The organism is Kitasatospora sp. NPDC093102 (genome assembly GCF_040683915.1).
Taxonomy (GTDB): domain Bacteria; phylum Actinomycetota; class Actinomycetes; order Streptomycetales; family Streptomycetaceae; genus Kitasatospora.
The window spans coordinates 1-13,116 of sequence record NZ_JBFBFA010000003.1 but is presented as its reverse complement, the minus strand read 5'-3'; the positions used below and the strand labels follow the sequence as shown (position 1 = coordinate 13,116).

12 protein-coding genes, 1 tRNA gene and 1 pseudogene are annotated in these 13,116 nt (G+C 72.2%); 6 read left to right on the top strand and 8 right to left on the bottom strand.

Annotated features, from left to right (window positions below; all coding sequences use genetic code 11):
* Window positions 1-18: 18 nt before the first annotated feature.
* Together AB0O11_RS05755 and msrA are read left to right on the top strand one after the other, a co-directional pair.
* A complete protein-coding gene (locus tag AB0O11_RS05755; protein ID WP_363382096.1) occupies window positions 19-1,140 on the top strand; it encodes a hypothetical protein in 1,122 nt (373 codons plus the stop codon).
* A gap of 91 nt (window positions 1,141-1,231) precedes the next feature.
* The gene (gene msrA, locus AB0O11_RS05750; protein WP_363382093.1) at window positions 1,232-1,897 is read left to right on the top strand and encodes a peptide-methionine (S)-S-oxide reductase MsrA; all 666 of its coding nucleotides are present in this window, start codon (window positions 1,232-1,234) and stop codon (window positions 1,895-1,897) included.
* Window positions 1,898-2,063: 166 nt separating this feature from the next.
* Here the strand turns inward: msrA and AB0O11_RS05745 are convergent, their stop codons facing one another.
* The 5 genes from AB0O11_RS05745 to AB0O11_RS05725 form a co-directional block, all read right to left on the bottom strand.
* Window positions 2,064-2,876, bottom strand: a complete 813-nt coding sequence (locus tag AB0O11_RS05745) for a hypothetical protein (RefSeq protein WP_363382090.1) — start codon at window positions 2,874-2,876, stop codon at window positions 2,064-2,066.
* Window positions 2,873-3,424, bottom strand: coding sequence for a SigE family RNA polymerase sigma factor (locus AB0O11_RS05740; protein WP_224279788.1), 552 nt, complete (start codon window positions 3,422-3,424; stop codon window positions 2,873-2,875). The genes AB0O11_RS05745 and AB0O11_RS05740 overlap by 4 nt, the downstream gene beginning before the upstream one ends.
* A gap of 75 nt (window positions 3,425-3,499) precedes the next feature.
* Window positions 3,500-4,783 (bottom strand): Ig-like domain-containing protein, encoded by a 1,284-nt coding sequence (locus AB0O11_RS05735; RefSeq protein WP_363382086.1) that lies wholly within the window; start codon window positions 4,781-4,783, stop codon window positions 3,500-3,502.
* Between the two features lie 200 nt (window positions 4,784-4,983).
* Window positions 4,984-5,322: a hypothetical protein gene (locus AB0O11_RS05730; RefSeq protein WP_363382084.1), complete on the bottom strand. Its 339-nt coding sequence runs from the start codon at window positions 5,320-5,322 to the stop codon at window positions 4,984-4,986.
* A gap of 510 nt (window positions 5,323-5,832) precedes the next feature.
* The gene (locus AB0O11_RS05725; RefSeq protein ID WP_363382081.1) at window positions 5,833-7,233 is read right to left on the bottom strand and encodes a cystathionine beta-synthase; all 1,401 of its coding nucleotides are present in this window, start codon (window positions 7,231-7,233) and stop codon (window positions 5,833-5,835) included.
* A 213-nt stretch (window positions 7,234-7,446) separates the two neighbouring features.
* Between AB0O11_RS05725 and AB0O11_RS05720 the strand changes: the two genes are divergently transcribed.
* The 3 genes from AB0O11_RS05720 to AB0O11_RS05710 all read left to right on the top strand — a co-directional run bounded on the left by AB0O11_RS05720 (window position 7,447) and on the right by AB0O11_RS05710 (window position 11,045).
* Window positions 7,447-8,529: an SGNH/GDSL hydrolase family protein gene (locus AB0O11_RS05720; RefSeq protein ID WP_363382078.1), complete on the top strand. Its 1,083-nt coding sequence runs from the start codon at window positions 7,447-7,449 to the stop codon at window positions 8,527-8,529.
* Window positions 8,530-8,592: 63 nt separating this feature from the next.
* Window positions 8,593-9,813: an acetyl-CoA C-acetyltransferase gene (locus AB0O11_RS05715; RefSeq protein ID WP_363382075.1), complete on the top strand. Its 1,221-nt coding sequence runs from the start codon at window positions 8,593-8,595 to the stop codon at window positions 9,811-9,813.
* Between the two features lie 290 nt (window positions 9,814-10,103).
* Entirely contained in the window at window positions 10,104-11,045 is a 942-nt protein-coding gene (locus AB0O11_RS05710) for a hypothetical protein (RefSeq protein WP_363382073.1), read from the top strand.
* Window positions 11,046-11,150: 105 nt separating this feature from the next.
* Here the strand turns inward: AB0O11_RS05710 and AB0O11_RS05705 are convergent, their stop codons facing one another.
* The 3 genes from AB0O11_RS05705 to AB0O11_RS05695 all read right to left on the bottom strand — a co-directional run bounded on the left by AB0O11_RS05705 (window position 11,151) and on the right by AB0O11_RS05695 (window position 12,715).
* Entirely contained in the window at window positions 11,151-11,519 is a 369-nt protein-coding gene (locus AB0O11_RS05705) for a hypothetical protein (protein WP_363382070.1), read from the bottom strand.
* An 87-nt stretch (window positions 11,520-11,606) separates the two neighbouring features.
* Window positions 11,607-12,494, bottom strand: coding sequence for a Bax inhibitor-1/YccA family protein (locus tag AB0O11_RS05700; RefSeq protein WP_363382067.1), 888 nt, complete (start codon window positions 12,492-12,494; stop codon window positions 11,607-11,609).
* 139 nt (window positions 12,495-12,633) lie between these two features.
* Window positions 12,634-12,715, bottom strand: a tRNA-Leu gene (locus tag AB0O11_RS05695).
* 293 nt (window positions 12,716-13,008) lie between these two features.
* On the opposite strand from AB0O11_RS05695, the pseudogene AB0O11_RS05690 reads away from it, so the two are divergent.
* A pseudogene (locus tag AB0O11_RS05690) lies at window positions 13,009-13,116 on the top strand (ABC transporter ATP-binding protein); the annotation flags it as partial.

Genomic DNA, 13,116 nt, shown 5'->3' with positions numbered 1-13,116 from the left:
CGCGCGGAAGGAGCTCCCTTGATCGGCATCGTCGTGCTCGTCGTCGTCGGCCTCGCCCTGCTGTTCCCGGTCGTCATGCTCCGGCTGGCCAAGCGCAAGCTGGCGCAGCTGGAACGGGCCAAGGCAACCATCGCCCGCCACGAGGCGCGGCTCGCCGAGGAGAGGCAGGCGGCGAACACCATCACCCCGGCCGACCACGGGCTGCTGCTCGGCAGCGAGCTGGTCCCGTTCGGCGAGCCCGGCCCCGAGGAGACGAACGCCCTGGCCGCCGCGAAGGCCGGCGACTGGCGGCCGGTCGCCGCCCACCTCGCCGCTGACGGCACCCCCGATGTCCGCTGGCGGCGGCTGTACGGACCGGCCGACCTGGCGGCCGAGGACGACGCCTGGCTGCGCGCCTGGCGCGCGGAACGCCCGCAGGACCCGACCGCCGCGCTGCTGCACGCGAACGCGCTGATCGGCCTGGCATGGAACATCCGGAGCAGCGCCCGGGCCAGCGAGGTCACCCGCGAACAGTTCGAGGGCTTCCGCCGGGTCCTGCTGGAGGCCGACGAGGCGTGCGCGAAGGCGGCCGAGCTCGCCCCCGACGATCCCAACCCGTGGGCCGCCCGGATCGGCGTCGCCATGGGCCACAACTGGTCCAACGACCGGTTCCGGGAGCTCTGGGCCGAGCTGACCGCGCGCGATCCGCACCACTGGGGCGCGCACAACCGGGCGCTGCAGTACTGGTGCGCGAAGTGGCACGGCAGCCACGAGCTGATGCACGCCTTCATCGACGAAGCGATCGCCGCCGCGCCGCCCGGCAGTCTGCTCGCGCCGATCAAGCTGGAGGCGTACTGGGAGCAGTTCGCCCGGGACGGGGAGAAGCTCTCCGCCTGGCAGCGCCCGGAGGTCGGCGCCGCCCTGGACGCCGCACTCGCCGACCTCGCGGCCGCCGACCCCGACCACATCCGCATCACGTACACCCGCGGCTGGCTCGCGTACGCCCTGACCCGGGCCGGCCGGATGACCGAGGCGCTGGAGCAGTACCAGGCACTCGGCCGGTTCATCCCGCCGCCGTTCACCAACTTCAACGATCCCCGGCAGTCCTTCATCGCCCTGCGGATCGACGCGGTCCAAGGCGCCGTCGAGGCGGCCCGCTAGGAAGACCGGTCCGTACGGCCGCTCCCGGAATCCGGGGGCGGCCGTTCGCGTTGGACACTGCGCCAGGATTCCCGACCCGCTGGAGCAGGCCGTGCTGTTCAACCGCCACAAGACCTCGCTCGTCCCCGCCGACCAGGCGCTGCCCGGTCGGCCGACCCCGGCCTTCACCCTGACCGAGCCGCACACCGTGCTCGGGCACCCGCTGACCGGTCCGTACCCGGAGGGCCTGGAGGTGGCCGACTTCGGACTGGGCTGCTTCTGGGGCGCCGAGCGCACCTTCTGGCGGCTGCCCGGCGTCTGGACGACGCTGGTCGGCTACCAGGGCGGCCACACCCCCAACCCGACGTACGAGGAGGTGTGCAGCGGGCTGACCGGGCACACCGAGGCGGTCCGGGTGGTGTTCGACCCGGCGGTGATCTCCTACGAGCGCCTGCTGAAGACCTTCTGGGAGGCGCACGACCCGACCCAGGGCAACCGCCAGGGCAACGACGTGGGCACCCAGTACCGCTCCGCCGTCTACACCCACGCCCCCGCCCAGGCCGAGGCCGCGGCGGCCACGCGGGACGCCTTCCAGCCGTCCCTGACCGCGCTCGGGTACGGCCCGATCACCACCGAGATCGCCCCGGCGGGCCCGTTCTTCCCGGCCGAGCCGTACCACCAGCAGTACCTGTCGGAGGCCAGGAACCCCAACGGGTACTGCGGTCTCGGCGGCACCGGCGCCTCCTGCCCGATCGGCGTGGCCCGCACCCAGGACTGACCTCCCTCCACGTGAAGCCGATCGCCAGGACCGACGGCGGCCAGGCCGCCCACACCGGGTACGTGGTCTCCGCCCGGACACGACGCCTGGACGGTGGGCCCGGAGCCCTGTGCGATCGTCGAGTGGCAGGGCTTCGCGGACTACAAGCGGCGGTGAGCCGGGCCGCTCAGAACACGGCGGGCGGCTGCTCCTTGAGGCCGTTCGCCGTGTGGCCGGCGCTACCGGCCAGCAGCCTGCCGTCGGCGTCGTAGGCCCCGACGGCGGGAACCATGGTCCCCGGCCGGGGGTCGCCGGGCGGCAGGGCCGCGTAGTAGCCGACCCAGCGCTCCATGCCCGGCGTGGTGAGCAGGGTGGCGAGGGTGGGCCTGCCGCCCACGAAGAGCACGATCCGGGCCGGGGTCGGGCCCCGGTAGTAGCTGTACACGATGATGCCGCCGGACGTGTCGTTGAACTGCATGGAGATGCCGGGCCGGTCCTGCGGCATGTCGGGGGCGGCAGGAACGTTGGTGCACGCCTTGCCCGAGTAGGCGCCGGTCGTCGGGTTGATGGTGTCCTGGCAGCTCTCGGTCGGGGTCACCGACACCCGGACGTTGGGGGCCAGCTCGACCTTCTCCCCGGCGGCGACCTGCTTCACCGGTGAGCGCTGCAACGGGGCCGGGGTCGGAAACCGGTCGGTGGGGTAGACGGGGGTGGCAGTCGGGGTGAGCGGGGCGGCGGTCGGGGTGATGCGCGCCGACCCTGCCGAGGGGGTCATCGCCGCCCCCGCGTCGCCCGCGACCTGCCCGACGTGCCGGGCGTTGCCGGCCGTCACCGCCGTCGCCCCGCAGACCAGGGCCACCGCGACCACGGCCGCCCCGGTCCCCGCTCTGCGCCTGGCCCGGCGGCGCCGGGCGGCGGCGATGATCGGCACCGGGTCCGGCCCGCTCGCGTACGGGTCCTCGTCCTTGAGCAGCTGGCCCAGCCGGTTCTCGAAGCTCATACCGTCACCTCGATGTGCGTCGTGGAACCCGCCACCCCGCCGGAGCGGTCGGCGAGTTGGGGCAGTGCGCGCAGCTTCGACATCGCCCGGTGCAGCGTGCTCTTCACCGTGCCCTGGGCGATGCCCAGTTCGGCCGCGACGGCGGCCTCGGTGAGGTCGCCGTAGTACCGCAGCACGACGACCGTCCGCTCCCGGCGGGTGAGGGTGCCCAGCGCCTGGTGCAGCAGGGCCCGTTCGGCCTGCCGTTCGGCGAGGTCCTCGGCGAGCGGCCGGTCGGGGGTGTGCTCGGTGGGCAGCTCGTGGTTGCGCAGCCGGCGCCACCAGTCGCGGTGCTGGTTGACCACGATCCGGCGGACGTACGCGCTCGGGTCGTCCCCGGTGATCCGGTGCCAGTTCAGGTAGGCCCGCTCCAGCGCGGACTGCACGATGTCCTTCGCCCGGTCCGGGTCGCCGGTCAGCAGCTCGGCCAGCCTCAGCAGTTGGCGACCGCTCCCGGCGACGAACGCGCTGAACTCGGCGTCCTGGCGCTGTCTCTGCTCGCGTTTCACACCCGTCCTACTCCTCGGGCGGACCGCGAGGTTCGGTCCGCCCGGAAAGTTTTCCGGCAGGGGTGCGGAGCCGGGTCAGATGGCGCTGCCGGCCTTCCAGGCGGCCCAGCCCATGTTCCAGCCGTTCAGGCCGTTGTCCGGGGCGACCGTCTTGTCGCCGGAGTTCGCGACCTCGACCACGTCGCCGACCATCGAGGACTTGTAGAACTTGTAGCCGTCCGCGCCGGCGTCCTGGGCGCCCTTGGTGTCCTGGAGGCCGATGCAGCCGTGGCTGGTGTTCTGGCTGCCGAAGATCGACGACGAGGACCAGTAGTTGCCGTGGATGAAGGTGCCCGAGGTGCTGAGGCGCTGGGCGTGCGGCACGTCCGCGATGTCGTACTCGCTGCCCAGGTTGACGGTCTGCGAGTTCATCCGGGTCTGGGTGTACTGCTCGGAGATCACCATCTTGCCGCCCCAGGTGGTGTGCTCGGGCGAGCCGCCGGAGATCTTGTAGACGGCGCTGACCTGGCCGTCCGTGGTGACGGTGAGCTTCTTGGTGGCGAGGTCGGCGACGCTGGTCTGGGCGCGGCCGATGGTGAAGCTCACGTCCTTGGACTGGGTGCCGTACACGCCCTTGGCGCCCTCGACGTCCTTGAGCCGGAGCTTGAGGGTGACCTTGGTGCCCTTGGCCCAGTATTCCTGCGGCCGGAAGTCGAGGCGGGTGCTGGAGAACCAGTGGCCGACGATCTCGACGCCCGGCTCGGCTATCACCGTGATCGCCTGCTGGACGGTCTTGCGGTCGGTGATCGGCTTGCTGAAGTTGATCGAGACCGGCATGCCGACGCCGACCGTCGTGCCGTCCTCGGGGGTGAAGTAGCCGACGAAGGTGTTGGCCGGGGTCGCCGTGGTGAAGACGGCGTTGGAGTCCGCCTCCAGCTTGTCCTTGTCGAACGCGGTGGCGGCGACGGTGTACTTGGTACCGCTGGCGGGGGCGGCGGCCGAGGTCCAGCCGGTGCCGTCGGCGGAGAGCTGGCCGGCCAGCTCCTTGCCGGTGGTGTCGGTGACCTTGACACTGCTCAGGGTGCCGTTGGCGACGGTGACCTTGACCGGCTCGCTGAAGCTCGCCGAGGCGGTGCCGTCGGCCGGGACCACCGTGATGACCGCGGCCGAGGTCTTCGGGGCGCTGCTGCTCGCACCGCCGGAGCCCGGGGTGCCGCTCGCGCCGCCGGCGCCGCTGCCACCGGTGCCGGTGCCGCTGGCGCTGCTGTTGTCGTTGCAGGCCGCCAGCAGCAGGACGGGCGCTCCGATCAGCCCCGCGAGGACCCCGCGCCGGCTCCAGCTGCCTCCGGCCGCCCGCCCCTGACCGTCCCGTGCCGTCACGTCGCGTCTCCCTGTAGATCATCCCGGGCATTACGGATACAGAAACGCAATCCGCCCGTTCACGGTTCCATCACCGAAGGGTAAGCGATCGTATGAGATGACCCAACTTCCCGACGAACAGGGACGAAACGCCCGGTCCGCAGGGCGGACCGGGCGTTCACGGGCGGTGACGGCGGACGCCGTCACCCGGTGGTTCCGTCCTACTCGGCGGAGTCTTCCACCTGGTACTCGTCCCACTCCTCGTCGTCCGGGTCGAACTCGGTCTGCGCCGACTCCCAGGTCGCCGAGGCGAGCTCCACCCCGGGCACCTCGCCGAGCAGCGCGACGGGGTCGATGAAGTGGGCGAGCGAACCCGACGGGTCCACCTCGATGGCCTCGACGGACTGGGCGCGCTCCTCGTCGTCGAGGTACTCGTCCGCGGTGACGGCCTCCAGGGCGGCCGCCTTGAGCGCGCCCTCGTCGGTGATCTCCGCGATGAGCTCGATCTTGACCCGGACGTAGCGCGGGGCGTCCTGGTCGGTCGTTTCAGTGCTGGTCATGCGTGCGAGCGTACGGGACGGCCACGCCCGGCGTGTCGCACGGGCGGCCGCCCGGAGCACACCCCCGTGCGCCCGGCGCGAACACGCCCGGACGGCGCGAACGGAAGGGGCCGGTCCCTCGGAGAAGGACCGGCCCCACCGTTCCCCACGCGGCTCCCCCACCCGGGAGCCGCAGGGACACGCGCCGTGCGGCGCGGTGCTGCCGCGGGAGCCGCCGCACCCTGTCAGCCGGCCGGGGCCGGGCAGGGGCGGGACGACGGCGCCTCCCACGGCGGGAGGACACAGCGGCCGGGTCAGGGCCGCCCGACGTGTCCGGAGCCGACCGCGGTCGCCGGGGAGCCGCTCCCGGACGGTTGCCGTCGCCTCATTCGGCGTCCTGCCGTTGACGACCACGATGCCCGAGCCTTGTTAACCACGTGCTGCGGACAGGTGACGCCGGTGTACCACTTCCCCCGTGGACGAATCCTCCGCATCCACCCGCGGAAGTGCGGCAGCGCCGGTGACGCCGCGTCAGTGCTGGCCGCGGCCGGTCAGGAAGCCCAGCAGGTCCTGCCGGGTGACGATGCCCTGGGGCTTGCCCTCGACCAGCACGACGGCCGCGTCGGCCTTCTCCAGCACGGTCATCAGGTTGGTGACGGTCTCGCCCGAGCCGACCACCGGCAGCGGCTTGGACATCACCTTGTCCAGCGTGTCGGTGAGCTCGATCTCCTTGGCGAAGATGCCCTCCAGCAGCAGCTTCTCCACCACCGAGCCGATCACCTCGCCGGCCATGATGTCCGGGTGGCCGGCGCCCGGGGAGACCACCGGCATCTGCGAGACGCCGTACTCGCGCAGCACCCGGACCGCCTCGGCGACCGTCTCGTTCGGGTGCATGTGGACGAACTGCGGGACGCCGCCCTGCTCGATGGACTCCTTGCGGGCCAGCACCTCGCCGATGTGCGCCTCGTCGGTGGAGGAGGGCAGGAAGCCGTAGTCGGCCATCCAGTCGTCGTTGAAGATCTTCGACAGGTAGCCGCGGCCGCCGTCCGGCAGCAGCACCACCACGACGTCGTCCGGCCCGAGGTCCTTGGCGACCTCCAGCGCGGCCACCACGGCCATGCCGCAGGAGCCGCCGACCAGCAGGCCCTCCTCCTTGGCCAGGCGCCGGGTCATCTGGAACGAGTCCTTGTCGGAGACGGCGACGATCTCGTCCGCGACGTTGCGGTCGTAGGCGGTCGGCCAGAAGTCCTCACCGACGCCCTCGACCAGGTACGGCCGGCCGGTGCCGCCCGAGTAGACCGAGCCCTCCGGGTCGGCGCCGATCACCTTGACCTTGCCGCCGGAGGCCTCCTTCAGGTAGTTGCCGGTACCGGAGATGGTGCCGCCGGTGCCGACGCCGGCCACGAAGTGGGTGATCCGCCCCTCGGTCTGCTCCCACAGCTCCGGGCCGGTGGAGTGGTAGTGCGAGGCCGGGTTCTCCGGGTTGGAGTACTGGTCCGGCTTCCAGGCGTTCGGGGTCTCCCGGACCAGGCGGTCGGAGACGTTGTAGTACGAGTCCGGGTGCTCCGGAGCGACGGCGGTCGGGCAGACGACCACCTCGGCGCCGTACGCGCGCAGGGTGTTGATCTTGTCGGTCGAGACCTTGTCAGGACAGACGAAGATGCACTTGTAGCCCTTCTGCTGGGCCACGATCGCCAGGCCGACACCGGTGTTGCCGGAGGTCGGCTCGACGATGGTGCCGCCCGGCTTGAGGGCGCCCGAGGCCTCGGCGGCCTCGATCATGCGCATCGCGATGCGGTCCTTCACCGAGCCGCCGGGGTTGAAGTACTCGACCTTCGCCAGCACTGTCGCGCTGATGCCCTCGGTGACCTTGTTCAGCTTGACCAGCGGCGTGTTGCCGACCAGGTCGATGATCGAGTTGTGGTACCGCACGGGGGTCCTCCCGGTCTGTGGGCATGCGAGTGCTTTCGGTACTGCAAAGCGTAGGGCGTGGCACCCGCCCCGCGACTCCCCTCTTGCCCACCTCCCCCAATGGCGCACCCTGCCGGCGCCTCCGGTACTCCCGCCCCGCGCGGGGGTAAGACCGCTGTGCAGGCATTGCCGTGGCCCCGGAGGGCCGGCAGGAGCACGTGAAGGGGGCACCGGATGCCAGGGGCACGGGACTCGCGGGCCCGGGTGGCCCGCCGGATCGCCACTGCGGCGGCGTACGGCGGCGGCGGGCTCGGCCTGCTCGGGGTGGGCCTGGTCGGTCTGCTGCTGACCGAGAGCAAACTCGCCATCCAGGCCATCGGCGCCCTGGAGACCCTCCCGCCCAGGGCGGACGGCATCTACGGCGAGGCCTTCGCCGACGGCTCCGCGACCGCGCAGGCCCCACTCGTGCTGGCCGTCCTCGGCGACTCCACCGGCGCCGGCCTCGGCGTCGCCCGGGCCGGCGAGACCCCGGGCGCGCTGCTGGCCGCCGGCCTCGCCTCGGTGGCCGAGCGCCCGGTCCGGCTGGTCAACGTGGCCCGCTCCGGCGGCCGCTCGGCCGACCTCTCCGGCCAGCTGGAGCAGGCGCTGCCACACCACCCGGACATCGCCGTGATCATGGTCGGCGCCAACGACGTGACCCGGCACAGCCCGGCCCAACTGGCCGTCCGCCAGCTCGGCGAGGCCGTCGCCGCCCTGCACGCCAACGGCTGCGAGGTGGTCGTGGGAACCTGCCCGGACCTCGGGACGATCAAGCCGGTGCGGCCGCCGCTGCGCTGGGTGGCCCGCCGGCTGAGCCGGCAGCTGGCCGCCGCGCAGACCATCGCGGTGGTGGAGGCGGGCGGCCGGACGGTCTCGCTGGGCTCGCTGCTGGGCCCGGAGTTCGCCGCCCGCCCGGAGATGTTCGCCGCCGACCGCTACCACCCCTCCGCCCAGGGCTACGCGACCGCCGCGATGGCCGTGCTGCCCTCGGTCTGTGCCGCGCTCGGACTCTGGCCGCAGGAGGAGCGCCCGGCCACGGCCGTCCCGGGCGGCACGGTGCTGCCGGTCGCGATGGCCGCCGCCGCGGCGGCCGGGCGGGCGGGCACCGAGGTGGCGGCCGTACCGGCGGAGGGCGCCGGGCGCCGCTGGGCCCAGTTGCGGAACCGGCTGCGGACAGGCCTGCCCGGCCCGGAGAACGGGAAGAAAGCCGGTACGGCCCCCGGCGGGGCCTCCGGGAACACGTCGGCCAGCTCACACCCTGCGGCGGATGACGCCTGACCTACCAGGCGGTAACTTTCCTCCCGGACGCCAGGTCCGCCGTCACCGAGCGAGGAGCCCGCCATGCCCGAAGCCGTCATCGTCAGCGCCGCCCGTTCGCCGATCGGCCGGGCCTTCAAGGGCTCGCTCAAGGACGTCCGCCCGGACGACCTGACCGCCCACATCATCCAGGCCGCCCTGGCCAAGGTGCCGCAGCTCGACCCGCGCGAGATCGACGACCTGATGCTGGGCTGCGGCCTGCCCGGCGGCGAGCAGGGCCACAACCTGGCCCGCATCGTGGCCGTCCAGATGGGCATGGACTACCTGCCCGGCGCCACCATCACCCGCTACTGCTCCTCCTCTCTCCAGACCACGCGGATGGCGCTGCACGCGATCAAGGCAGGCGAGGGCGACGTCTTCGTCTCGGCCGGCGTGGAGACCGTCTCGCGCAGCGTGAACGGCACCTCGGACGGCCTGCCGGGCACCATGAACCCGATCTTCGACGAGGCCCAGGCGCGCACCAGGAAGCGCGCGGAGGAGGGTGGCGGCGAGTGGCACGACCCGCGCGAGGACGGCCTGCTGCCGGACGCCTACATCGCGATGGGCCAGACCGCCGAGAACCTGGCCGCGCTCAAGGGCATCACCCGCGCCGAGCAGGACGAGTTCGGCGTCCGCTCGCAGAACCTCGCCGAGGCCGCCATCAAGGCCGGCTTCTGGGAGCGCGAGATCACCCCGGTGACGCTTCCGGACGGCACCGTGGTCAGCACGGACGACGGCCCGCGCGCCGGCGTCACCCTGGAGGGCGTGGCCGGCCTGAAGCCGGTGTTCCGTCCCGACGGCACCGTGACCGCGGGTAACTGCTGCCCGCTGAACGACGGCGCGGCCGCGCTGGTCATCATGTCCGACACCAAGGCCCGCGAGCTCGGCATCACCCCGCTCGCCCGGGTGGTTTCCACCGGTGTCAGCGCGCTCTCCCCCGAGATCATGGGCTACGGCCCGGTCGAGGCCTCCAAGCAGGCGCTCAGGCGGGCCGGCCTGACCATCGACGACATCGACCTGGTCGAGATCAACGAGGCCTTCGCGGCCCAGGTGATCCCGTCCTACCGCGACCTCGGCGTCGACCTGGACAAGCTGAACGTCAACGGCGGCGCGATCGCGGTCGGCCACCCCTTCGGCATGACCGGCGCCCGGATCACCACCACCCTGATCAACTCCCTGCAGTGGCACGACAAGCAGTTCGGCCTGGAGACCATGTGCGTCGGCGGCGGCCAGGGCATGGCGATGGTCATCGAGCGGCTCAGCTGACCCTCCGGTCACCCTCCGAAGGGTCTGGACCACCCATTTGGAGTGACGCTGCGTAATTGAGGGCCGAATCACACCGCGAGGTCGATCCGGCCCTCTTTTCTGTCGTTTTCGACCCGGAAATCGACACTGCGGAGCGGATCAACTCCACTGCGTAGAACGGTGTTACCTAACAATTTGGGGACAAGAGCGAAAGTTACGGACGAATTGGACATTCGCCACTGCGGTAACAGCCCCGCATGCGGCAGTGTGGACACGTAACCCCGTTCCGCTCCTCGCTAGGAGTACGTTCCGTGAGCGCCGTCTACACCATCCTGCTGCTGATCCTGATCACCGTGTCGACCGCCGTGCTGCTCCACCTCCGGGGACTCTCCCGCCGGCTGGACGCGCAGGCCGCGGCCCAGGCCGCGCCCGCGCCGGTGGACGAGGCCGCGATACGCCGGGCCGTCACCGAGGCGCTCGCCGCCGACCGCGAGCGGGAGATCACCGAGGCCCGGGCGTTCTGGGCCGAGCAGGAGGCCCGCGCGGCCGAGGACGCGCCGCTGTTCGACTCCCCGTTCTCCGGCACGTTCTCCGGCACCGACGAGTGGCCGCTCTTCTTCCCCCGCCCCACCGGCCCGCAGGACGCCGCCGACAACGCCGGGACGATGGACCCGGAGTTCGGCGAGGCGCTGCGCTCCGCGCTTGAGGACCTGATCAACGAGGGCGGCACCGCCTCCGCCGAGCCCGGCACCGAGGGCGGCGTGCCGCTGCGCCCCGGCCACCCGGTCGGCGAGACCGCCAAGGACGCCCGGGCCCGCCGCGAGGCCGACCTGCTGGCCACCGGCCTGGAGGCCGGGCTGCTGGACGCCGACCCGGCCGTCGAGGAGGCCCCGGTCGCCGCGCCCGACCCGCGCCGCCACCCCTCGCACCCCGACTTCGTGCCCAGCCAGGCGCCGTCCCGGGAGTGGACCGACGGCCGGCTGGCCACCCTCGCCGAGGAGGCCGTCGCCCTGGTCGACGTCCGCCCGGGCCCGCTGGGCACCCTGGACGTGTACGCCTTCGCCGACGGCACCACCCTCTGCGTGGCCCCGGGCGACCGGGAGGCCGCCTACCGGCTGATCGACGCCGTCCGTGCCGGTGAACACGTCCGGCTGCTCGGCGGCTCGCGCTTCTCCGGCTCGTACTCGCTGACCTTCTCCACCGACGAGGAGGCCGTCTACGTGCTCGCCGACCGGGTGGTCGCCAGCATCTGACACCAGCTCACCGCCGCGCAGCACGCCGAAGGCCGGCCGGGTCCAGGGGTTACCGACCCGGCCGGCCTTCGGCGTTCCCGGACTCCGTGAGCCCGTTCCACCCGCTCAGCCGCAGAGCGCCGCCGTCTCCCGCACCGCGGCCACCGCTCCGGTCAGCACCTCGGCCGCCGCCACCGGCCCGTCCGGCAGCGCCACCTCCGCGCCCTCCGGCAGCGCCGCGAGCGCGGCCGCCAGGTCGTGCCCGGCGACGGCCAGCTGGTCCCCCGCCGCGAAGGCCCCGGCATCCGGGAACTCCCGCTGCGGCCCGCCCTCCGTCGCCAGCGCCAGCCCGGCCAGCCGACGGGCCAGCTCCAGCGCGGCCGCCGCCCGCGAGGCGTACCCGGGCACGGCGCCCAGCAGCTTGCTCTGCGGCAGCGAGCGGAAACGATCCGCCAGGGACTCGACGGCTTCGACCAGGGGCTCTACGTCATGCATGGGTAGGAGCGTAAGCGAGAAAGCCGCCGGGCTCCGGAGCGAGTGGCTCCGGGGCCCGGCGGCAGTGGTTCACGGCAGGACGGACCGTCAGTCGTCGCCGCGCAGGATCGCGATCAGCCGCAGCATCTCCATGTAGATCCAGACCAGCGACAGGGTCAGCCCGAAGGCGGCCCGCCACGACTCGCGCTGCGGGGCACCCTGGGCGATGGCCTCCTCGATCGCCGCGAAGTCCAGCGACAGGAAGAAGGCCCCCAGACCGATGCCGACCAGGCCGACCACGATGCCCAGCGGGCCGGAGCGCAGCCCCATGTCGGCGCCGAAGGCCATGGCGACCAGGTTGACCAGCATGAGCAGCACGAAGCCCATGGCGATCGCGATGCCGATCCGCTGGTAGCGCGCGGTGACCCGGATGCGACCACTCTTGTAGGCGAACAGCATCGCCGCGAAGACCGCCGCCGTACCCAGCACCGCCTGGATCACGATGCCGTTCAGCGCGGTGTTGTAGAGGTGCGAGACGGCGCCCATCGCGAAGCCCTGGAGGGCCGCGTACGTCAGGATCAGCGGCGGGCTCACGCTGCGCTTGAAGGCGATGACCAGGTAGACGACGAAGGCGACGATCGAGGCGCCGAGGGCGTAGCCGTAGTTCTCGAACGGCAGCGCGAACCAGGCCACCGCACCGGCGGCGACCAGCGTCAGCAGCGTCATCGCGGTGCGGGCGACCACGTCGTCCAGCGTCATCCGCCCGGTGGCCGCCGGGCCGGCCGACGGCCCGTTGTACAGCTCGTAGAGCTGTTCGTCGGTCATCGGGGCCTGGCCCTGCGGCTGCTGGGCGTAAGGCGTGCCCGCGTAGGGGTTCTGGCCGTAGTGGTTCTGGCCGTTCGGGCTCCCGGCCTGCGCGGTGGTACCGAACCCCGCGTAGCCGGCGTCGCGGGTGAAGGACCCCTCCCGCGAGAAGACCGGGTTGCTGCTTCTCATTGCTCATTCCCTCCGTGGCGGCACTGCACCGCCCGTGCACAAGGGTAATGGCATGGCAAAAATTCCGGGATACGCCGCGAGGAGGATCCAGTGAACAACGTCCGGCGGGGACGCCGTCGCGCCCCCGCCGGACGATCGGTGCCCGGAGCCGGACTCGAACCGGCACGGCCTCGCGGCCAAGCAGTTTTAAGCTGCCCGTGTCTGCGTTCCACCATCCGGGCGTCTGCGAAACCACCCTGAGCCTAGTCGCCCGGCTCGCCCTTTCGCATGTCCCAAGCCCCGGAAGTTGTCATGTTTCCTTGCGATCTGACGAACTGTTCGGGATTCGGCCACGAAGGATATCCGTTCCGGCCATCCTCCTGCCTCAGGGTTCACGTCATACCGCAGGAGGAGGGGTCCATCCCTCCCGTACGCCCAGCGGTGGTAGGGCCAACCGTCCGGCGGAGCGACGCAAGACCATGATCACGTCGCGGAACATGGAGGTACAAGTCCACGAGCACAAAAGGAGCCCCCCGTGACCACGTCGACCGCAACCGCCGTCCACACCGGCCTGGCGGCCGCCCGAGCCACCGGCCTGAACAAGGTCTACGGGGAGGGGGAGACCCGCGTCGTCGCCCTCGAC